The following is a 21,621-nucleotide window of genomic DNA, read 5'->3' as shown; positions in this document are numbered from 1 at the left end:
AATAGCTCATTACGTGCGCGTCATGGCTTCTAAGTGGTAACGGGGATTGAATTTGCCGTTACCTTTGTTCTCTTAACCGCAAGAATTTAGAATGATGCAGTCTTTGCCTCAGCTTAAGGCCAAAAAATATAGAACCGTAAGAGAAGACACCGTCATTGGTCTGCGAGCCGTGGCATTCATGAAACACGGAACGACCACCCAGGTACAAATTAAAACCCCGGTGGGGCAAACATATCGCTCTGACTGTACCTTTATCGGTTTTGATGGCGAAAAACGGTTGTTCTTTTCTCTGCCCACGGAAAACCTCAATCAGGTTAATCAATTTTTTATTGAAGGTTATCGCCTCGCCGTGGATGCCGTTTCTGATGAGGGTGAAGGCGCGAAAGTACGGTTTGCATCCAAAATTTCCACCGTACTCAAAGCGCCCGTTAATTTGGTGGTGGTTGAGTTACCACAGCAAGCCAAATTGATTCAACAGCGCAAAGATAATCGTTATGAATTAAATGTGAAAGGTGAAGTTCCTCTAGGTAGTCGTCGTTTGTTGGTCAATCTTACCGATATTTCTGCAGGTGGCTGTGGGTTTAGTTTTGATGCTATAGCGCCCGTTTTTGAAAAGCACCATCAAATCGCGATACAAATCCAAGCGCCCGATAGCGACGATTGCTTTGTATTAAGCGGGCAAGTGGAAAACCGTCAGCAAAAATGGGGAATGCAACGCTACGGCGTATCGTTTGACCGCGGTGGCCTTAAACACTGTGAAGCCTTGATTAAACGACTTGTTTACGATGGCTCGCACTACATCTTTAATCCTCATACTGAAGACGCTAAGTGACAACGTCACATACATTGATCGTTTCTATTGACGATTAGACCTGACTAGCTGTTTGACGTAGCTGAAGTGACATAGACCACTTTGGTACAAATGCCATTCTGGTGAAAAAACTGAAGCCAGCGGCTTTGATGAGGCTGCAACACATCTCCTGGGCCTTTCACTTCCACCCATTGATAAGCATCGCCTCGACACATAAACAAATCGGGGTGACCGCGTCGATTATGGCGTCGATCGAACAAAATACGCTTAAAACACGCGCTGAGCTGCGTGTCGCTGAGGGCGTGTAAGGCGGCGTCAAGCAGCGGCCATTCAACCACAGACCAGTTGACCCAATCATTACTGAGCCCCTGTTTTTGTTGATAGTGTCGTGCTATCCAATCGCGTGCTTGATCAATGTTCGCTAAGCGCGTATGAATTTGGGGCTGTCTTTTGGTGACAAAGTCGTCGCTATACAGGTCGCGCGGGCCACGTTGAAATGGATTCACAAAGGCGCCACTGATGGGTAAAAACAGAATGTCCCAAAAAAAGAGTCCGAACAGCGCATTCAGCAAACTGTTTTCGCTATACCATACTTGCCAGCCTTGGCATCGATAATACGCCGCAACGTCCCATTCCACCCGATGTGCAAGGGGGAGTGTCAATGTCTCACTATCCACAATGGCAGGATTGACTGAGTTTGTCGGCACCAAACGGGCATGCTCTCGGAGGGGCTTTTGTTTGGCGATACGACAGGCGACGTCATATTCTTCCTCATCGTGAGGCGCATCGAGCATGGCCGCAATGATGCGTGATGCGTCATCAATATAACCTTGTTTAATCAACATGCGAGCTTGTCGCTCCCGGCTTGGCGGCTGCGTGGTGGTTTGGTAAAGCAATGTGGCACAAGGGAAGTCATCGTGGCGCTCAAACTCACGTGCAATACGATTAACTAACCGTTGCCGTTTGCGCTCAAGTGGCGGCCACTCAAACGGCTGAGGAAGGCGTGATTGTAGCGCAAGAATCGATGCTGGGCGCTTGGCTTTTTTTGCTTGCCAGACCGTGTCGGTAAGCGCAGACAAGTGCAGCCAATCATCAATGTGTTGGCGGTGTTGAAATAAACGCTCAGACTGACTAACAGGATACGATTCAAATTGCTGAATACCGAGCTCGGCGATGACAAATTGGCTCAAATCTTGGCGTGAATTACCAAAATACAATAACAATAAGACGGGGAGTAGGTCTGGTTGGTGGCAGACGACTAGCGCGTAGGGACTGGTGAGCGGATCGTCATAGGTGTCAGTGATCGCTGTTTGCCACTTTGTCTTACTCGCACTTTTCGCTAAGGCCACTGCTGGAAACGCATCGATCAGTTGCGCCTTACTCAGTAGGTTAAATAAGACGTCAGCGGGGGCAGTATCGGTGATGCTGACAAATCCGTTATCGGCCAAGTTGTGGAGCAGTGGCCTGGTGTCTCCGAGCTCGGGATAGGTCAGTTTGTCGGCTAAGAAGTAATCATGGCGGCGCATCAATAAACGGACCAGCAAACATTGAGCTTTGAAGCTAAGCTGTTGAAAGCAGGTAAGCCAAGCCCGTTCTTTGCCTGTGAGCAGATCCCAGTCACGTTCAGACACTAAACCGATCAAGCTTTGAAAGTTATGATGGTAATAATAGGGACTGAGAGGGTCTGGCTGTGTCATTCTTTTTCCTTATCTTTTATCAGGACAGGTGCATTCAGGAGCCGCCGAATGAAACGGAGTATCGCTGTACTATTGTCAGTATTTAGCTGGTGGGTGTCGAGTTATGCCTTAGCACAAGGTGACGATACGTTTTCAAAGGAGCAAGGGATCGCAGGGGTCGCCTGTGTGATTACCGATCCTGCTGGGCGACTACTGTTGATAAAAGATAGAGTCACCGGGCGATATGGTTTACCCGGTGGACGAGTGAATTTGGCTGAATCACCGACCCGAGCCCTGGCGCGTGAAGTGTTTGAAGAAACGGCTCTTCGCGTCAATGTGGGGAAGGTCGCTCACAAAGATAAACGTGGGGTATTGTTTGCTTGCCAAAGCCAAACGCCGCTACCGGTTGTCTCGAACGCCAATGGCACAGGCGTGTTGCCGGTTTGGCAGGCGCTGCACTTTGGATCTGAAATCGATAAAGCCTTGTTAATACCGCCTGCACAGGCAGGCGACTATCGCTATCGATTTAAAGATCGCGGTGAGTTGCTATGGTCTCTGGCGGCAAAAACGCCTAGCAGTGATGTCGCTGCTTTAGCGGATTTTAGTGCCCTAGCGCCTGCCTTTTACGTAAGTCAGTATGGCCTCGTCTCTGGCCTACAAACGGTGGTCGCGCACTTGGGCGATGTCGCGAGCGCGATGACTAAATACTTATTCAGACTGATCAACATCTTAGGAGAAATTGCATTTTACGTTGCCTTGGTACCACTATTTCTTATTTTTCGTGGCCATAAATCGGCGCTGTCGCTGCTTTTTCTTTTGATCAGTGCGGCGACTGTCTCTATCACGTTAAAAACAGGATTTGCGATGCCAAGACCGTTTTACCTATGGCCTGACTTGCAAATCGGTAAGGCAAGTGGCTTTACGGTGCCAAGCGGTCACACCTTATTAGCGGCAGCCGTTGTCACCGCCTGGTACCTAAAGCGTCGTGATACGCATGGACAGGCATATGGGTCGTTAGTGCTTGCTTTGGCGGTGATGATTTTGATGGGGCTCAACCGCATGTATTTGGGCGTTCACTTTGCTAGTGATGTGGTGATTGGCGCCTTAGTGGGAAGCAGCCTAGCCTGGATAACCGTGAAAATAGATGCAGTGACCATAGGGAAAGATCGGCCGCTACTGACCACCGGCCGGCTGTGGCTATTGGTCTGTGTGTTGTTAGCATTATTGGCGTTAGCATTAAAGTTACCCGATCTGCTCTACTTAGCCGCATTAAGCGCTGGGATATATACCGGTCAGGTCTGGCACAAGCTTTTCCCCAGTCATAAACCGGCTGCGAGCATGATGGGAAAACTATTGACCTTGGCCTGGATTTTCTTGGGGGTCGCTGGGCTGCTTCTGGCCGCTTGGGGCGTGGTGCAGGTGACGGGAATGAGTTGGATTGTATTGATCGTTGTATCCATGGCAGCGTGGAGTTTAGGGCCTTGGGTTTTGATTGCGAGCCCAGAGCTTGCGAGATGGTCAAGCACTCGGCTCGGTTGGCAGGAATGGTGATAAGGGTTTAAGGATTGACTCGCGAAGGATTTACCCTGTGATCGCTTTGGCTGTGCCAAGAGTTAAGGTAAAGTAGGCGCATAACTAAAATTGCACCAGGCATGGTGATACTCGCACAGGAACCGCAATGATACCGGCAATACACCCACAGGCGGGCTTGTCGTCCGCCGTCGTTGATTTTCTTACCGCTTTGCAAGACGCGGGTTTTCAGGGCGATATCGAATCGACCTACGCAAGCCGTCTGGCGGTAGCGACGGATAACAGTGTGTACCAAGCACTGCCTCAAGCCGTTCTTTTCCCATCGTCGGTTGATGATCTGCGCATCATTGGTGAGACCGTTCAAGCCCCACCTTTCAGTGACATTAAGTTTTCGCCACGCGGCGGCGGCACAGGAACAAATGGTCAGTCACTGACCCAACATGTGGTGGTGGATATCTCCCGTCATATGAACCAGGTTTTAGAGGTCAACCCTGAACAAGGGTGGGTGCGTGTTCAAGCCGGGGTGATCAAAGATCAGCTCAATGATGTGTTGCGTCCGTATGGCTACTTTTTCTCGCCGGATTTATCGACCAGTAATCGCGCCACGATCGGTGGGATGATCAATACCGATGCATCGGGGCAGGGGTCGTTACGTTACGGCAAAACATCGGATCATGTGCTGGGCTTAAAAGCTGTATTGATTGATGGCAGTGTGTTGGAGACCCAACCGCTTAAGCCGGAGCCGCTCAAGCAAGCGATGGCGCGAGGTGATTTAGCCGGACGTGCTCTGGAAACCGTGTCGTCCGTATGTCGCGAACATCGTGATCTGATCACTGACACCTTTCCGCCACTCAACCGATTTTTGACTGGGTATGATCTTAAACATGTTTACGATCAAACCGTAACGGAGTTCGATATTGGCCGTGTGCTCTGTGGCGCCGAGGGGTCTTTAGCCTTCATCGCCGAAGCCAAGCTCAATATTACGCCCATTCCAAGTGTACGCACCTTGGTAAATATTAAATATGACAGCTTCGATTCAGCGTTGCGTAATGCGCCCATGATGGTAGAAGCTAAGGCGCTTTCAGTTGAAACCATTGATGCTAAAGTCCTTGATTTAGCGCGTAATGATATTGTGTGGCATACCGTCAGTGATCTGCTGGAGGATGTGCCGGGAAAGGTCATGCACGGCATTAATATGGTCGAGTTTGCTGGCAATGATGCCGATGATATTGAGGCACAAATTACGACCCTGTGTGAGCAACTCGATCGCTTGATAGCGAAACAGCAAAAAGGCGTGATTGGTTATCAGATCTGCCGTGATCTGGCGTCGATTAATAAAATCTATGCCATGCGCAAAAAATCGGTTGGATTACTGGGCGCGACGAAAGGCAAGGCCAAACCTGTTGCCTTCACCGAAGACACCTGTGTGCCACCAGAAAACTTGGCGGACTTTATCAGTGAGTTCCGCGCATTACTCGATAGCCATCATCTGCACTATGGCATGTTTGGCCATGTTGATGCAGGGGTATTGCATGTGCGCCCCGCGCTTGACTTGTGCGATCCCGAACAAGAGCGGGTGATGAAAACCATTTCTGATCAGGTCGTAGCACTGGTGGCGAAATACGGCGGATTGATGTGGGGCGAACATGGTAAAGGCTATCGCTCTGAGTACGGTCCTGCCTTTTTTGGTGAGACTCTGTTCAGGCAATTGCGTCGGGTAAAAGCGGCCTTTGATCCGCAAAACCGGATGAATCCTGGAAAAATTTGTACCCCGATTCACAGCGACGATGCTTTGGTGCAGGTCGATGATACCAAGCGCGGTTTTTATGACCGCCAGATCCCGGTTGAGGTCAGAGATAGCTTTAAAGGCGCGATGGAATGCAATGGCAACGGGTTGTGCTTTAACTATGATACGTCGTCACCCATGTGTCCGTCGATGAAAGTCAGTTATGACCGTCGACACTCACCTAAAGGCCGGGCAGGGATTGTGCGCGAGTGGTTACGTTTGCTCGCGGAGCAGGGCGTTGATCCGTTGGATGTCGAGCAAGCACTCATGACGCAATCTCCCTCAGTCCGTGAAATGATGGCGAAATTCGGGCGTTACTTTACCCGCCAAAAAGAGGCGGATGACTTTAGCCATGAGGTCATGGAAGCGATGAGTGGCTGCCTGGCGTGTAAAGCGTGCGCCAGTCAGTGTCCGATTAAAGTCGATGTTCCCAGCTTTCGTTCCCGGTTTATGCAGTTGTACTACAGCCGTTATCCGCGTCCGATTAAAGATCATCTGGTCGCAAATATTGAAAGCTTGCTGCCATTAATGGCTAAAGCGCCTAGGTTAGTCAATGCCGCAACCCAACCCCAGTGGGCACAAGGGTTAACAGCCAAACTCATTGGTTACACCGATACACCCGCTTTATCGGTGCCGACATTGGCCCAGGCATTGGCAGGCGATCATGCCCTCAAATTTGATCTCGAGTGGCTACAAGCCTTGTCCACGCAAGAGCGTGAAAACTATGTGTTGATCGTGCAAGACCCGTTTACCAGTTTTTATGAAGCGCCACTGATTCACGACTTGATCAAGTTGGTCCGTCGACTGGGAAAAGTGCCGATGCTGATTCCCTTTAAGCCCAACGGTAAAGCACAACACGTAAAAGGTTTTCTACGACGTTTTGCCCAAACCGCGCGTAATACCGCTGGCTTTTTAAATCAGCTAGCGGCGCTGAATATTCCGATGGTGGGTGTCGATCCTGCTTTAGTGCTGTGTTACCGCGATGAATATCAAGAGGCGCTGGGCCGTTATCGTGGTGATTTTAACGTCCTACTGAGCCATGAGTGGTTAACGAATGTGGTGCCTAGCCTACCAGCAAAGGCTGAGCATACGTCCGAGCCTTGGTACTTATTTGGTCATTGCACAGAAAAAACGCAGTTACCTCATGCAGAGCAACAGTGGGTTGATTTATTCGCCCATTTTGGCGCAGAGCTTAAACCCGTCTCTGTAGGATGCTGTGGCATGGCGGGTACCTATGGCCATGAAGCCGATAAGCGCGATACCTCAGAAGCCATCTATGATTTAAGTTGGTCACCTAAACTGGCTGACTTACCCAAAGAGCGGGTTGTCGCAACTGGGTATTCGTGCCGTAGCCAAGTGAAGCGATTTAGTGAGACACCGCTGTTGCATCCACTGCAGGTATTATTGCGACTTGCGCATACGCGCACTGATCTTGCGTGCTCTGGCAACGTATAAATTAAAGGATTGCACCTGTGGTTATTTCGCGTACAGTAAAATAAAGAGCTAAAAGCTAAGGCAAACAAATGCTTAAAACAGTTGTTATTATCTTGCTAGTTTTACTCGGTATTACCGCTGCGCAATACTTGGAAGAGAGCACGCAGAAAAAAATTGCTTGGGTCATTGGGGCCATTGCATGCGTGCTGGCATTGGGCGTCATCGTTATGGAGCTTATCCGTTAGCCAAGGCCGTAATCACCATCGCTTATATTGGCCTAACGCCGACACGTTATCGTAAACGCCCCATTGTTGGGGCGTTTTGCTTTCTATTTTCTGTTCTTTGTCTTTTGTCCTTGAGCCTTGAGCCGTATAGTGACGTTTGACTACAAATCTTAAGTCCGTTTATCTACGCTTGGCGTTGGAACCCGCTTGTTTATGTGTCTTCGGTTTGTGCCTGTTAGGCTGGCGGATATCGGGCTGCTTTGGATGCTTAGTGGCAAAGCGCTGAGTGCCGTGACGCCCTGAGCGACGCTGGCGACCTGTTGTCGCTGCGCTATCTTCTGTGGGGACTAAGCATTTCGGGCCGTTACCAATTAAATGTTTTTTACCCATCGAGACCAACGCCTCACGGATCAGTGGCCAGTTCGCCGGATCGTGATAACGCAATAAGGCTTTATGTAAGCGACGTTGGCGCTCTCCTTTAGCGACGGTCAGTGCTTCGCGTTTTTTATAACGTACCTTTTTGAGTGGATTGGTCTCTGAGTGATACATCGCTGTGGCGTTACACATTGGCGATGGGTAAAAGTTTTGCACTTGGTCGCACTCAAAGTCATTCTCTTTCAGCCAGCACGCCAGATGCACCATATCCTCGTCGGTACAGCCAGGATGAGCGGCAATAAAGTAGGGGATTAAATACTGCTTTTTCCCCGCTTCTTTACTGTATTTCTCAAACAAGGCTTTAAATCGATCGTACGCCCCCATGCCAGGCTTCATCATCAGATCGAGGGTGTTTTTCTCGGTGTGCTCGGGCGCGATTTTGAGGTATCCACCGACATGATGCGTGACCAGCTCTTTGACATATTCTGGAGATTCGATCGCGAGGTCGTAACGCACGCCTGATGCGATCAGCACCTTCTTAATCCCTTCGACTTGACGGGCTTTACGATAGAGATCGATGGTATGACGGTGATCGGTATTGAGCTTGTCACAAATTTTTGGGAAAACGCAGGACGGGCGACGACAGTTTCGCTCAGCTTTCGGATCGGCACAGCCTAAGCGATACATGTTGGCTGTCGGTCCACCTAAATCTGAAATGGTACCTGTAAAGCCGGGCACTTTATCGCGGATATCATTAAGCTCTTCAATGATCGACGCTTGCGAGCGATTTTGAATAATCCGGCCTTCATGCTCGGTAATTGAACAGAACGAACAGCCACCAAAACAGCCGCGCATGATATTCACCGACGTTTTAATCATATCGTAAGCCGGGATCTTAGCTTGGCCGTATTGCGGATGTGGCACGCGGGCGTAAGGTAAGCCAAAAACGTAATCCATTTCTTCTGTGGTCAGCGGCACCGGAGGGGGATTAATCCAAAGCAGTTGGTCACCATGCTGTTGCGCGAGCGCACGTGCAGAGTAGGGATTCGCCTCTAAATGCATCACTCGACTGGCATGCGCATATAAAATCCGGTCGTTTTTGAGTTTTTCAAACGAGGGTAAGCGAACAAAGGTGTTTTTGGCATCGTGGCGAGAAGGGCGAATACTAATCGGTTTCGCCGCGTCAGGTTCCGTTTTTTTGCTGGTCTCGCACTGGGTCTCAGTGGCATAAGGGTTAGGCATCGTCATTGCTTTACCCGGCTTATCGATGCGGGTTGAGTCTACTTCTGCCATTCCCTCAGGCGGTGACTTCATCATTACGGCTGTGTCCGCGATACGCGTCATATTGGCCAATGAATCTCCGCGTGACAAGCGGTGTGCAACGTCAATCAATGCACGTTCCGCGTTACCAAATAATAAGATATCGGCTTTTGCATCACACAACACAGAGCGACGAACTTTGTCTGACCAATAATCGTAGTGAGCCAGGCGGCGTAAACTTGCTTCAATGCCTCCGAGCACGATGGGTGTCTGTTTGTAAGCTTCTCGACAACGTTGAGAATACACCAAGACAGCACGATCAGGTCTTTTACCCCCCTCATTATTCGGGGTGTAAGCATCATCATGGCGCAGTTTACGATCCGCTGTGTAGCGATTGATCATCGAGTCCATGTTACCCGCGGTGACACCAAAAAACAGGTTAGGCTCACCGAGTGCCATAAAGTCTTCTTTAGTTTGCCAATTGGGTTGCGAAATGATCCCGACTCGAAAGCCTTGTGCTTCTAAGGTGCGTCCAATCACGGCCATACCAAAACTGGGGTGATCGACATAGGCATCGCCCGTGACAATGATGATGTCACAGCTGTCCCAACCAAGAATATCCATCTCTTCTCGGCTGGTTGGCAAAAAAGGCGCAGGCCCGAAGCAAGCGGCCCAGTAGGGGGTATAGTCGTATATAGCAGTCGGTGTCACGTCTTTGTCTCTTGGTCTGCCGCGCGTGTGAGCAAATGATTTGCAGTCATGCGCCAAAGCGGGCGATTAATTGGCCGGCGATTTTAGCGATATTCCTGCATAGAGTATAGGGGCAATATGTGATGTTCGGCATTGTGACGCACTAATAGCTGACAATGAAACTAACTTAACGTGAATCTATTTTATTACGCACATTGCCGTTGCTAGTATAGGGTCATCTGACTAAACGGTGAGGTTGTCATGATTGAGCTTGGCTCATCACGTTATCGGCTGACGGCATTTGCACTTGCGTTCGGCTCTTTTCTGATTTTTTGTAACCTTTACTTGTTCCAACCGATGTTGCCTGTGTTTGCAGCCAGTGATGGGATCAGTGAAACGCGTGCGAACTGGTTGCTTGCGGCGGCAACGCTAGGGTTATCCTTTTCCTTAGTGCCTTGGGCGGTGCTCTCTGAACGTATTGGGCGTCGGCCTGTGATGCTGACCAGCTTATGGATGCTGCCGCTTGTTGGGCTTGCGATGGCGAGTACCTCATCATTTTGGATGATTGTTCTGCTGCGCGCGTTGATGGGCTTGTCTCTTGGTGGATTTGCGGCGGTGGCGGTCGCTTACATGGCCGAAGAGTTTTCTCCCAAGGCGTTAGCGATCGCCGTGGGCAGTTACATCAGTGCTAATTCACTGGGTGGCATTTCTGGTCGCGTTGCTGGTGGTATAATGACCGATTGGTGGGGCTGGCATGGTGCGGTCCTCGCCATGGCGGCCTTCACACTGGCGGGAGTGATGATCGTGACAAAATTGCTGCCTCGTCAACGCTATTTCTCCCCAGGTAGAACATCGTTGCTCACCCATTCATGTGGGGTCTTGTCGCATTTACGTACGCCAAGTTTGTGGATAGCCATGCTTATTGGTGGGGTGAATTTTGCATTGTTTGTTAACTTATTTTCGGTCACCGCCTTTCGACTTGTAGCGCCTCCTTATCAGTTACCAGTAAGCTTGGTGTCATCGGTATTTGTTTGTTATCTCGCCGGTACGGTGACATCACGGCTCAGTGGCCGGTGGGTGCTCAAATATGGTGCAATCAGAGGCATGGCCTTTGGCACCTTGGTGGCGATGCTAGGCGTATTAGTGACATTAAGTCATGATATACCTTGGATAGTTATTGGGTTGTTGGTGGTTAGCGGTGGGGCTTTTTTCACTCACTCTTTAGCTTATGGGTGGGTGAGCCGCCAAGCTGCACAAGGCAAAGCAACCGCAACGGCTTTGTATTTGGTACATTATTATGTCGGTGGCAGTCTTGGCGGCTTTTATCTCATCGCGGCTTGGCAGCATTATGCATGGTCCGGCGTGGTCATTGCCGCATTAGCGTTGGGACTGGTTTTATTAGGTTTGGTGTTTGGGTTATCCCGGGTGGTGAGTCGAAGCCGCGCTCGCAAAATACACCAGCAAACGGCGGCCCCATGAGCACGGCCTCGTATCATACTGAGCCATGAGCTTGCCGTACGCTGGGCTTATGGCATGAACGCCGTCGACTCACCGTGCGGCTGCTTCAAAGTGATGCTTCGGTCGGCATATCAATGTTGTCGCGGCTCACTGAATGTCGTGCATCAACACTGGTTTGATGACCCGGTTGGTAGGCACGGACACAATTTCGTCCTTCGGCTTTGGCTTGGTAAAGCGCACTGTCCGCTCGTTCAATCAATGATGAGAGTGTGTCACCGGGTTGAAAGGTGGAGATACCAATCGACGCGGTCACCTTGAGCGGCGTTCGGCTTTCATCAATTGGCACATCCATACTTTCGACTTCTTCGAGTAATCGGTTAGCGATTTGTGCCGTGACCTCACCACTGCATTTAGGTAAGAATACGATAAACTCTTCGCCACCAAAACGACCAAAGATGTCAGATTTTCTTAGTCGCTCTTGCACTGTACGTGTAAACGACTGTAAAACAACGTCGCCAGCGTAATGGCCCCATTTGTCATTAATGCGTTTAAATTTATCCAAATCAAGCAACAACACAGAAAAGGGAGAATGTCGTTCCTCGCTCACGGCGAGTGCGCGCATTGCCAGTTGAAGCAGCATTCGGCGGTTATAGATCCCAGTGAGCGGATCGAGTGTCGCCTGGCGATAAAGGCGCAAAATCATATGTAATTGCGAAAGCTGTGACCAGACCACCATGAAGGCAATCACTGTCTGTAACCAGTATGAGGCAATATTGTCGGGACTGGTCATGGTGCCACCGAACGAATCCACCCAGAGATGGCAAGCTAAAGTAATTGTCATTAACGATAAACTTTCGCGCATGGTGAGCGGAAAGATAGTGAGCATGACTATCTGAATGATCGGCAATAGCGTGTAGCTATAGGAAAACGCGGTGTTCTCCGTAGGGAAATGAAGGGTGTGGCTGGCAGAGAAATAAAAGGCGTTGGTGGCAATCACCATCGCGACGAGACCGAGTTTAGCCGATTTTAGATTGTTAGCTCGACTCACTGCGTAACCAATCGTTATTAGCATCCCACCTAATAGCAAGCGTTGCAATGATAGTTGGGCGGCGGCGGTAGTGTCCGATAGGAATAGAAAATCAGCGACAGACCAAGCGATCGTGAGCCCAGCCCAAACGTAACACAGTACACATAAGCGACTGCGCAGATAGGTACTACGCGTGTTATTAAAACTGTTGGCGTGTTTTTTTGCACTCCAAAGTTCAAAAAATGATATTTGGAGCTTATAAATAATGTGCCCTAAGGTCTCACTCATCATTGCACCCATTGTCCTTTCCGTTTGTGCAAAGGTTCCCGCTGCTCGCGCCACTTTGTTATTATCGCGTCGTGCGGTCATGTTGTTTTTATCTGTCATAAAGGTTGGTATAAGTGTACAAACATGCCAGTTTATTGGCGGTTTTGAGTCTGTTTCGTGCATTCAATGTGATCGATGGCGCTTTTTAATGTAATCAGTTCAATAGTTGACTCTTTTTTAATGCTTTATGTAAGGTAATTTTTGTTATGTACGTGTTACTTGTTCCCGCGATCGTGTCTGCTGTTTTGGGGGCACAACTCGTGTTGTCGTTAGCTCTTTTGAAGGGCGATATTTGCCCCGGCCAGCGAGGGCGTTTTCATCATGCTTTTTGGGTGCCGACTTTTGCTTGGTTGATCTTGGTTCCATCTAGTTTTTTCGCCATCTTACCCTTCTTAACGTTAGGGATATTTGCGTTTCGATCAAAAACGGGCAAAACACGTCGGTCAGGTCCCATTCCTTTGTTGTATGTCGCAAATTTATTGGGCGTTGTTACATGGATTACCATACTGATGGCTGAGGGTGGGCTACTGGTTGTCGCCGGGGTATTACAGCTGGTGTTACTTGGTGCAAGCTTGGGGCATGGTCTATTAGTGCGTGCGCGTTCACGTTTGCAGGCTTTTGACACGTTATTACCACTGGCAAGTGTGATGGCGTTTATGGGACTGATGGTGTTTGTCGCAAGCGTGGCGGCGTTAAGTCATTCAGATATCGCACCTAGCCAGATTAATGCGTTTGTTGCCGGGGCTGGGTTTGGCTTGTTGGCTCTCGCTGCGCAAATTTGGCACTTAATAAAGCGAATTAAGCCCACATTGTGGCGTATAAATGCAGGTGTCTTGTTTATGTTTGCAGCCGTTACTTGTCTCAACTCAGTTGTCATGGGGTAAATGTAGCCTGCATGCCAAGATAGTGTTAAAAAATTGATCGTTTATAGTCTTGCCCACTACGCTTACAAGATAAGTGGGTTATAACGCCCCCTCGTTTATCGCGTAGGTAACATGTTTATCGCGCAGCTAGCATATTTATCGCGCAGCTAACATATTTATTGCGTAGGTAATATAGGGTAAGGATAGTAATAATGCCTCGGCGTGCATGGAGTATCATCATCATAACGGCGCTTATTGGCGTAGGGTTTGCGGCATTCACGGCGCATCTACTCTATCAAAAAGAGCAAGAAGCCATTCGTAAAGAGCTGCACAAGGATGTTAATAATGCGGCAATGGCGCTGGCGCGCGAGGTCAACCTGGGTCTTGAACTGCTTTATGCGGTTAAGAATCACTTCGATGCTGGGCATCGCTTAAACGCCCGCAATTTTCAGCCTCTAACCTCTGGGGTATTAAAGCGTCATCCTAGTTTCAAATCGATCGAGTGGGCCGATATTGTCATGCATCATCAACGCCGGCATTACACACAAGGTATGACAGCGGCTCAGCCTGATCGAACAAGCTTCAATATTGTTGAACTCAACGATCAGAGCCAGTTAGTACCCGCCTCTCGCCGTGATATGTATTTTCCCCTTAGATTTACCTCAGGTAACAATCAATCAGACGCTGTGATGGGTTATGATTTGGGCTCAACATCCATCACACGCCAGGCACTTAAAACCAGCTTTAATACTGGTGTACCAGTGGCTACGCCTGCTACGACCATTGAACGGGCGTATGGTGATGTGCGTGGCTTTTTGCTCATTATGCCGATTCTCGTCGATCCCGAACAACTAGCAGGGGATGATACCCAGGATTTGCGTGGATTTTTAGTGGCAGTGATCGATGTAGAAACCCTGGTCAATCTTGCGATAAAAACCGTGATCAATGACGGTATCAATTACACCCTAATTGATACCACCGATCCTAATCATCGCCAAGTGTTGCATACCCATCGTGTTGAACTGGCACAAATGAAGGATTCGCTGGCACAACAGCCCGCTGAACCCATTTTATTTGCCGGACGAGAGTGGGAGTTGGTGGGCTATCCCACAGTCAGTTACATGCAACAAAGACAAAGCTGGGTGCCAATGTGGACGTTTTTGATCGGTAGTGGCATCTTTTTTGTGATTTGTTATCTGCTCTATCGCCTGCAGGCACGGGCGTACAGTGTTCAAGTCCAAGTCGAGCAAAAAACACATGCGCTCAAAGATGCGAATAGCCGATTAGAATCAATGACCAAATGTGATGGGTTGACGGGGTTATATAACCGAACCCAATTTGAACAAGCATTAGAGCGCGAAATCCAGCGCGCGGTCCGTGATGAAACACCCCTGAGCTTAATGCTGGTCGAAATCCAGCACCTATCTAATTACAACAGCCAATACGGTCGGGTTGCGGGTGATCAGTTGATCCGCCAAGTGGCACAAGCCATTGATGAGATGCTTAAACGACCAGGCGATCTCGTCTGTCGTTACACGGGAAGTCAATTTATTGCAATATTGCCTCGCACTGAGGGTGCCTCGCGATTAGGTGAAGAATGCGTCACCGCGGTTAAACGGCTTCAGATACCTTTTGAGGACGAACCGGAGAGTCGGGTTGCTGTGTTTGTAGGCGGCGTCACCGTGACTGAGCAAAAAGAAATGACGGCTTCAAGACTATGCGCTTATGGCGAAATAGGCTTGACGCGAGCGAAGGCTGATGTCGATAAAGGTTGGCATTGGATGGTGGTGTCGTGAAAAAGCGAGCGGTAACAAGTACCGCCCTCTAGGATAACTCATCGGCTTTTACGTTCACGAGCCGGTCTTTAAGATCAGGAATCGATCTTTGAGATATAGAGTTAATATTTCTCGCCCTTGTTGAAGCGTGAATTTACCGCTGGGCTCTTAAGTAACGGATCATCTGTCGCCTTGGATGAGTTAACTGGGGTAAAGACTAAGGTGTGCGCATCATTACTGAGTAACAATGTGTTATTGCGCACGCTAGCGTCGCTCCATTGACCCAACACTTGGCTCATGGTTTGTTCTAACGCCATTGCGTTTTCCGCGCAAGCCATTCTCGTACTGGCCATACGATCAATCTTGAAGCGATTGTTGTCGAGTTCCGCCTTACCAAAGTAACGGTTACAGCCGGTATAGCCGTTGACTTCCATATCCTTATTGACGTTTAACGTTGGGGATCCTTCCGCACTGATAGCCTGTTGATCAATCATGGTCAGTTGCCATTGCTGAGCAACGCCAGAGGTTGTGACCTCGTTTTTAGCATTGTTCGCATCATTGCTACTGCTACAGGCGGTGACGCCAGCAGCAAGCATGACCGCCATCAATACGTGTCTCTTCATAATGACTCCTTAGTCACTAACGGTGGGTGTTAATTCAAGCGTAGTTAACTTAATAACAAATATGCCAATAAAAAATTGGCTTTATGTCAAGATAATGTCTTTTTTGGTGGGAGATAAAAAAAGTCCCCGGTAGAGGGGACAAGATATACCATCGCGTGTTTATTATTATTGAAATAACCTCACTAGGGAGGTGTCTTTTGCCAGCATAATTGCTAAGCAGGAGAGTGCTGCGGTCGATTTGGATATCAACTTTCGACTGTGATTCGAATGCGTCAACGATACGATACAATCTGCAAACGATATCAAACAAAAATGACAGTTTGATTTCATTGATATGATGGTGTTTGAGATAGAGAAAGGGGTGTGATCTTAAGCAAGTTTGCATCTGGCGTAAGGTAAATCGAATGGATGTTCACGATGCTTGACAAAAATGAACTGCTGAGATTAGGCAATCCGACGCCAGCGGATAAATCCACAGTCTCCGCGAGGTGTATTTTTGGCATATTAACGTTATGCTTCTATTTAATGACAACACTGATCTGATAGTGACGACAGTGTGTAAGTAAAAGAACGGCTTAAGGCATACCTAAAAAGGAATCCATCATGGCATTAAGCGATGCTGCAAAAAAAGTTCAGGAAGCTCTGCTCGCGCGTGGGATCGAAACCCCAATGACAACAGCATCAAAGATGTCTTCTGAAGAACGAAAAGAAAAAATCGAGTTTCACATGCGTGAAATTCTGCAGTCGATCGACTTGGATCTTACCGATGATAGTTTGGCAGAAACACCAGCGCGTATTGCCAAAATGTATGTCGATGAGATTTTTTCCGGACTCGATTACTCACAGTTTCCCAAAGTAACCATGATTGATAATAAAATGGGATGTGATGAGATGGTTCGGGTAAAAGATATTTCTGTGACTAGCACCTGTGAGCATCACCTTGTAACCATTGACGGTCGTGCGACTGTGGCGTATCTGCCCGACAATAAAGTGGTTGGCTTGTCTAAGATTAATCGCATTGTACGATTTTTTGCCCAGCGTCCGCAGGTCCAGGAGCGGTTGACTCGTCAAATTTTAGTCGCGTTACAAACGCTGCTAGAGACCGACAATGTCGCGGTACGTATCGAAGCGACACACTATTGCGTCAAATCACGCGGGGTGATGGACGCGAACAGTGAAACGACCACAACGGCGTTAGGGGGCCAGTTTAAGAAAAATGCAGCGACACGCGCTGAGTTCTTGCACGGCATCCAATAATAAAAGCGCCAGATGGCGCTTTTATTCGCGCTGCTTAGCTAGTATTTGAAGCGCTCAGCGATTATTCGAACTGCCTAGCGATGTCATGGAACTGGCGTACTTTATCGCGAAGTTGGCTGCTTGCCTCTGAGACATCGTTTACTTCATTGAGGTTCTGCTGAGAAACGGACTCAATGCTATGTATGTCGCGACTAATGTCAGTAAATGTCTCTAGTTGCGCTTGCGCGGAATGATGCGTCTCATTCGTTCTTCCCACCACATCTTCGATGGCCGTCGCGACAGCATGTAAGCTTGAAATACTGTTAGACGTGGTATCAACACACTGCTGTGTTTGTTCATGGCTTTCATGGATCTGAGTTTGCCAATGTGCAATCGTGTTGTGCATCTCTTGTATTGACGCTTGAATTTGTTCGGTTGCACTTTGAGTGCGGCTGGAAAGTGCACGCACTTCATCGGCGACAACGGCGAACCCGCGACCCTGCTCACCGGCTCGTGCTGCTTCAATGGCCGCGTTTAACGCGAGCAAATTGGTTTGTTCAGCAATGCCACTGATTTCACTCATCGATTCGGTCACACGCTCAGCAGTAGCCGATAGCTGTTGGGTTGCCGTGAGCGAGTGTTCAGATTGCTGGGAAAGCGCTTTTAATTGTTCCCCGGTCTGTTGTAACCAGGATTCAGTTTCTTGGCTCTGCTGCTGCACAGACTGAAGCAGTTCAACGCTTTGTTGCGCATTGTCAGATACCTTATTCGCCGATTCCGAGGCATGGTCAATATTGCTAGCAATCGACGAAATCTGATCGCTTTGCTTGTTAATCGCATCGGAGACGCGTTTCGACAAGGCGCTTAATTCGTCCGAAAACTGGTTCAACGACAGGGAAGCATCGAGCATACGACCCAGAATGGTGCGAATTCGGGCATTAAGTAGCTTAACCTTATAATCAACGACCGAACTTAGCCCTGTGCCCGAATAAATATAGCGACTAATACTGTCGTAGTCCGTTTGAAAGCGGCGGCTAAGCGTAGGCAGGGTAAAAAGCTCATCGCGAAAAATCGTCCCCAGTATCAATGGCATCGCAATGGCGCCGGCAATATCCCATCCGGAAATCACGCGATCAAAGATCAGGGAAATGGGCGCGGCGGCTAAACCGATTGCCATTAAACCCCGTTTTACACCTGTGGGCAGGTCTGCAATCGAAAAGTGTTTAAGCGATTTCCCTGCTTTTTCTGCCGCACAGAGCTTTTGGTAAACCTGTGCCGCGCGATGCTTCACGGCGGGATCAGGCTTAACACGTACGGACTGATAGCCCATGACTTGGCCCCGATCATAAATCGGCGTGACATATGCATCGACCCAATAATAATCACCATTTTTACAGCGGTTTTTGACAATTCCCCGCCACGGTTGATTGGCCTTAAGGTTACGCCACATATCCGCGAACGCTGCTTTCGGCATATCGGCATGACGAATAATATTATGGGGTGCCCCGGTCAGCTCATTGTCTTCATAACCCGCAATACGAATGAATTCCGGATTACAATAAGTAATGACGCCGCGCTTATCAGTGGTCGAGACGAGGCGTTCATCGTCACCAAATACAACTTCATTATTACTCATAGGGTTTATCTTTTTGGTCACAGTTCATAAAAAACCTGGTTGGTTTTAGTGTAGCGGCTATGGCTTGTTATTAATTGTTTTGTTAATAAATTGTTTAAATATAAATGCCACTAACAAAAAAAGGGCCTAGCGGCCCTTTGTTTCATTTTTAAGACAGCGACGCTTAGTCTAAAACCTTTGCGATCGCAGTGCAAAGTGGCACCATGTTAGTGTGCGTCATACCCGCAACATTAAGCCGACCGGAACCGACAATGTAGACACCATGATCAGCCTTTAATGCATTCACTTGATCCTTATTCAGCCCTGAGAACGAGAACATACCGTTTTGTTGCTCAATAAAGCTAAAATCACGTGAGACGCCTTGCGCTTTGAGTGTTTTGACAAATTCCGTGCGCATGGCTTTAATGCGGTCTCGCATCGTGGCCAATTCTTGTAACCATTCCGCCTTGAGCGTTGGGTCATTAAGAATCGTCGTCACCACCGCTGCGCCATGGGCAGGTGGGTTAGAGTAAATCACTCGGGCGATACTTTTAACTTGGCTAAAGGCGGTGACCGCTTCTTGCTCTTGACGGCCGACCAGTGTAAAGGCACCAACGCGTTCGTTATATAAGCCAAAGTTTTTCGAGAATGAGCTTGCGATCAGCAGCTCTGGGCAGACGTTAGCGAAAATACGCAGACCGACTGCGTCTTCTTCTACGCCTTTGGCAAAGCCTTGATATGCAAAGTCAAACATAGGCAGTAAGCCTTTACGTTGGCAGAGATCTGCCAAGGTTTGCCATTCTTGCTCGGTCGGATCGATACCGGTTGGGTTATGACAGCAGCCGTGGAGTAGCACGACATCGCCCGCTGCCGCTTTCTCGAGATCAGCGACCATCGCTGAAAAATCTTTGTCATTTTTGGCCGGATCATAATAGCTGTATTCCGCGAGAGTTAAACCTGCCGCGGTAAACACGCCTTTATGGTTAGCCCAAGTTGGGTTACTGATCCAAATGGTGACATCGCCTAGGTGGCGTTTAATAAATTCACCTGCTAAGCGAAGGGCGCCGGTGCCGCCGGGAGAATGTGCGGTTTGTGCGCGTTTGTCTTTAATGACATCCGCATGCTCACCAAAAAGTAATTGCTGAACGGCAAGGCCATATTCGGCGGTGCCTGGAATGCTCAAATAAGATTTGCTGGTTTCTTTATCGAGTAGTAGTGCCTCGGCTTTTTTTACTGAGGTTAAAACGGGCGTTTCGCCGTGCTCGTTTTTATAGACCCCGACCCCGAGGTTAATCTTATCTTCACGTGGATCCGCTTTAAATTCTTCAGTTAGCCCTAGGATAGGATCAGCAGGTGCCGCAGAGATTTTCTCAAACATTGGTGTCGTCCATGGTTATGATGAATGAAAGCTAAATGCAAATAAAAGGCTGCAACCTGCAGCCTTTGGATAAGTGTATCTATTTAGAAACTGGCATTGCGTGGTGAGCGAGGGAATGGGATCACGTCACGAATGTTGCTCATTCCCGTCACGTATGAAACCAGACGTTCGAAGCCCAGACCGAAACCAGAGTGAGGGACAGTGCCATAACGGCGAAGATCGCGGTACCACCAGAAATCTTCTTTTTCTAGCCCCATTTCTTCAAGGCGTTGGTCGAGCACATCTAGGCGCTCTTCACGCTGAGAGCCGCCGATGATTTCGCCGATACCCGGTGCGAGTACGTCCATCGCAGCAACGGTCTTACCGTCATCGTTCATACGCATATAGAACGCTTTAATGTCTTTCGGGTAGTTTTTTACCACAACCGGTGCATTAAAGTGCTCTTCTGCCAGGTAACGCTCATGCTCAGAGGCTAAATCAATGCCCCACTCAACGGGGAATTCAAAAGTTTGGCCGCTGTTTTGCAAAATAGTGACCGCATCGGTGTAATCCACTTGCGCAAAGTCGGCGTTGACGAATTTCTCCAAACGAGTCAGGACATCTTTATTGATCCGCTGTTCAAAGAACTGCATGTCATCTTTGCGCTCATCCAACACGGCCTTGAAGACATATTTCAACATGGCTTCTGCAAGCTCGGCAGAGTCATCAAGATCGGCAAACGCCACTTCTGGCTCAACCATCCAGAACTCAGCCAAGTGACGGCTAGTATTGGAGTTTTCTGCACGGAAGGTGGGACCAAACGTATACACTTTACTGAGTGCACAGGCGTAAGTTTCGGCATTTAACTGACCCGATACGGTCAAGAACGCTTCTTTGCCAAAAAAGTCTTGATCGTAATCGACTTCGCCTTGTTCGGTTTTTGGCACGTTGGCCATGTCTAGGGTAGACACCCGGAACATTTCCCCCGCACCTTCACAATCCGACGCTGTGATCAGCGGTGCAGACATCCAGTAATAGCCTTGCTCATGGAAAAAGCGATGAATGGCTTGTGAGAGCGTATGACGTACACGTGCAACGGCACCAATTACGTTTGAACGTGGGCGGAGATGCGCCACTTCACGCAAGTACTCAATCGAATGGCGCGTTTTCGCCATTGGATACGTGTCTGGATCGTCAACCCAGCCAACGACCTTCACTGCCGTTGCCTGAAGCTCATAGGCTTGACCTTTTCCGGGCGATTCAACAACCTTACCCGTGACCTCAACGGAGCAGCCTGCGGTCAGGCGCAGAACGTCTTGCTGATAATTATCCAGCTCATTAGGGACCACGGCCTGAATAGGGTCAAAACAAGAACCATCGTAAATGGCAAGAAAAGAAATACCGGCTTTGGAATCTCGGCGTGACCGGACCCATCCACGCACAGTCACTTCAGTGTCGACTGCCGCCTTGCCGCGCAGGACGTCTACTACAGGCGCGTATGTCATAATTCGCTTCTATCTCCGTTTAGGTAATGCGGCCAACGGGGTGTGACCG

The 21,621-nt window shown here is 48.9% G+C and carries 15 protein-coding genes; 8 read left to right on the top strand and 7 right to left on the bottom strand.

Translation table 11 applies throughout. The features are described from left to right. The first annotated feature begins 91 nt into the window (after positions 1-91). The gene (locus BZG81_RS05170) at positions 92-832 is read left to right on the top strand and encodes a flagellar brake protein (RefSeq protein WP_077461288.1); all 741 of its coding nucleotides are present in this window, start codon (positions 92-94) and stop codon (positions 830-832) included. A 44-nt stretch (positions 833-876) separates the two neighbouring features. On the opposite strand, the gene BZG81_RS05165 is transcribed toward BZG81_RS05170, so the two are convergent. Then, a complete protein-coding gene (locus BZG81_RS05165) occupies positions 877-2,508 on the bottom strand; it encodes a VRR-NUC domain-containing protein (RefSeq protein ID WP_077669877.1) in 1,632 nt (543 codons plus the stop codon). 48 nt (positions 2,509-2,556) lie between these two features. Between BZG81_RS05165 and BZG81_RS15540 the strand changes: the two genes are divergently transcribed. The 3 genes from BZG81_RS15540 to BZG81_RS15585 all read left to right on the top strand — a co-directional run bounded on the left by BZG81_RS15540 (position 2,557) and on the right by BZG81_RS15585 (position 7,482). Beyond that, positions 2,557-4,038 (top strand): bifunctional NUDIX hydrolase/phosphatase PAP2 family protein, encoded by a 1,482-nt coding sequence (locus BZG81_RS15540; protein WP_158075530.1) that lies wholly within the window; start codon positions 2,557-2,559, stop codon positions 4,036-4,038. Between the two features lie 127 nt (positions 4,039-4,165). After that, positions 4,166-7,258: a D-2-hydroxyglutarate dehydrogenase YdiJ gene (ydiJ, locus tag BZG81_RS05150; RefSeq protein ID WP_077576537.1), complete on the top strand. Its 3,093-nt coding sequence runs from the start codon at positions 4,166-4,168 to the stop codon at positions 7,256-7,258. Positions 7,259-7,326: 68 nt separating this feature from the next. Further along, entirely contained in the window at positions 7,327-7,482 is a 156-nt protein-coding gene (locus BZG81_RS15585; protein WP_021022780.1) for a hypothetical protein, read from the top strand. Positions 7,483-7,641: 159 nt separating this feature from the next. Here the strand turns inward: BZG81_RS15585 and BZG81_RS05145 are convergent, their stop codons facing one another. Then, positions 7,642-9,807, bottom strand: a complete 2,166-nt coding sequence (locus BZG81_RS05145; protein ID WP_077676884.1) for a YgiQ family radical SAM protein — start codon at positions 9,805-9,807, stop codon at positions 7,642-7,644. Positions 9,808-10,047: 240 nt separating this feature from the next. Between BZG81_RS05145 and BZG81_RS05140 the strand changes: the two genes are divergently transcribed. Beyond that, a complete protein-coding gene (locus BZG81_RS05140; protein WP_077676883.1) occupies positions 10,048-11,265 on the top strand; it encodes an MFS transporter in 1,218 nt (405 codons plus the stop codon). A gap of 85 nt (positions 11,266-11,350) precedes the next feature. On the opposite strand, the gene BZG81_RS05135 is transcribed toward BZG81_RS05140, so the two are convergent. Continuing rightward, positions 11,351-12,658 carry a GGDEF domain-containing protein gene (locus BZG81_RS05135; RefSeq protein WP_021022783.1) on the bottom strand — a complete coding sequence of 436 codons (1,308 nt, stop codon included), beginning with the start codon at positions 12,656-12,658 and terminating at the stop codon, positions 11,351-11,353. A 146-nt stretch (positions 12,659-12,804) separates the two neighbouring features. On the opposite strand from BZG81_RS05135, the gene BZG81_RS05130 reads away from it, so the two are divergent. After that, complete coding sequence (locus BZG81_RS05130) at positions 12,805-13,482, top strand: hypothetical protein (RefSeq protein ID WP_077461294.1); 678 nt, start codon at positions 12,805-12,807, stop codon at positions 13,480-13,482. Positions 13,483-13,673: 191 nt separating this feature from the next. After that, positions 13,674-15,257, top strand: a complete 1,584-nt coding sequence (locus BZG81_RS05125; protein ID WP_077676882.1) for a CHASE domain-containing protein — start codon at positions 13,674-13,676, stop codon at positions 15,255-15,257. A gap of 101 nt (positions 15,258-15,358) precedes the next feature. On the opposite strand, the gene BZG81_RS05120 is transcribed toward BZG81_RS05125, so the two are convergent. Beyond that, positions 15,359-15,859, bottom strand: coding sequence for an META domain-containing protein (locus BZG81_RS05120; protein ID WP_021022786.1), 501 nt, complete (start codon positions 15,857-15,859; stop codon positions 15,359-15,361). Positions 15,860-16,459: 600 nt separating this feature from the next. Between BZG81_RS05120 and folE the strand changes: the two genes are divergently transcribed. Continuing rightward, entirely contained in the window at positions 16,460-17,116 is a 657-nt protein-coding gene (gene folE, locus BZG81_RS05115; RefSeq protein WP_033379171.1) for a GTP cyclohydrolase I FolE, read from the top strand. 61 nt (positions 17,117-17,177) lie between these two features. On the opposite strand, the gene BZG81_RS05110 is transcribed toward folE, so the two are convergent. The 3 genes from BZG81_RS05110 to asnS form a co-directional block, all read right to left on the bottom strand. Beyond that, a complete protein-coding gene (locus BZG81_RS05110) occupies positions 17,178-18,731 on the bottom strand; it encodes a methyl-accepting chemotaxis protein (RefSeq protein WP_021022788.1) in 1,554 nt (517 codons plus the stop codon). Positions 18,732-18,894: 163 nt separating this feature from the next. Then, complete coding sequence (locus BZG81_RS05105; protein WP_077669897.1) at positions 18,895-20,088, bottom strand: amino acid aminotransferase; 1,194 nt, start codon at positions 20,086-20,088, stop codon at positions 18,895-18,897. Between the two features lie 83 nt (positions 20,089-20,171). Continuing rightward, entirely contained in the window at positions 20,172-21,572 is a 1,401-nt protein-coding gene (gene asnS, locus BZG81_RS05100) for an asparagine--tRNA ligase (protein ID WP_021022790.1), read from the bottom strand. Positions 21,573-21,621 lie beyond the last annotated feature (49 nt).

The sequence above is a fragment of the Salinivibrio sp. MA607 genome (assembly GCF_001996245.1).
GTDB lineage: Bacteria > Pseudomonadota > Gammaproteobacteria > Enterobacterales > Vibrionaceae > Salinivibrio > Salinivibrio costicola.
This window is presented reverse-complemented; position numbering and strand designations above follow the sequence as displayed.

Coding starts and splice junctions, on each gene's coding strand:
- BZG81_RS05165 (WP_077669877.1), bottom strand. CDS start 2,508: ATGACACAGCCAGACCCTCTCAGTCCCTATTATTACCATCATAACTTT.
- BZG81_RS05140 (WP_077676883.1), top strand. CDS start 10,048: ATGATTGAGCTTGGCTCATCACGTTATCGGCTGACGGCATTTGCACTT.
- BZG81_RS15540 (WP_158075530.1), top strand. CDS start 2,557: ATGAAACGGAGTATCGCTGTACTATTGTCAGTATTTAGCTGGTGGGTG.
- BZG81_RS05130 (WP_077461294.1), top strand. CDS start 12,805: ATGTACGTGTTACTTGTTCCCGCGATCGTGTCTGCTGTTTTGGGGGCA.
- BZG81_RS05170 (WP_077461288.1), top strand. CDS start 92: ATGATGCAGTCTTTGCCTCAGCTTAAGGCCAAAAAATATAGAACCGTA.
- BZG81_RS05110 (WP_021022788.1), bottom strand. CDS start 18,731: ATGAGTAATAATGAAGTTGTATTTGGTGACGATGAACGCCTCGTCTCG.
- ydiJ (WP_077576537.1), top strand. CDS start 4,166: ATGATACCGGCAATACACCCACAGGCGGGCTTGTCGTCCGCCGTCGTT.
- BZG81_RS05135 (WP_021022783.1), bottom strand. CDS start 12,658: ATGACAGATAAAAACAACATGACCGCACGACGCGATAATAACAAAGTG.
- BZG81_RS15585 (WP_021022780.1), top strand. CDS start 7,327: ATGCTTAAAACAGTTGTTATTATCTTGCTAGTTTTACTCGGTATTACC.
- BZG81_RS05105 (WP_077669897.1), bottom strand. CDS start 20,088: ATGTTTGAGAAAATCTCTGCGGCACCTGCTGATCCTATCCTAGGGCTA.
- asnS (WP_021022790.1), bottom strand. CDS start 21,572: ATGACATACGCGCCTGTAGTAGACGTCCTGCGCGGCAAGGCGGCAGTC.
- BZG81_RS05120 (WP_021022786.1), bottom strand. CDS start 15,859: ATGAAGAGACACGTATTGATGGCGGTCATGCTTGCTGCTGGCGTCACC.
- BZG81_RS05125 (WP_077676882.1), top strand. CDS start 13,674: ATGCCTCGGCGTGCATGGAGTATCATCATCATAACGGCGCTTATTGGC.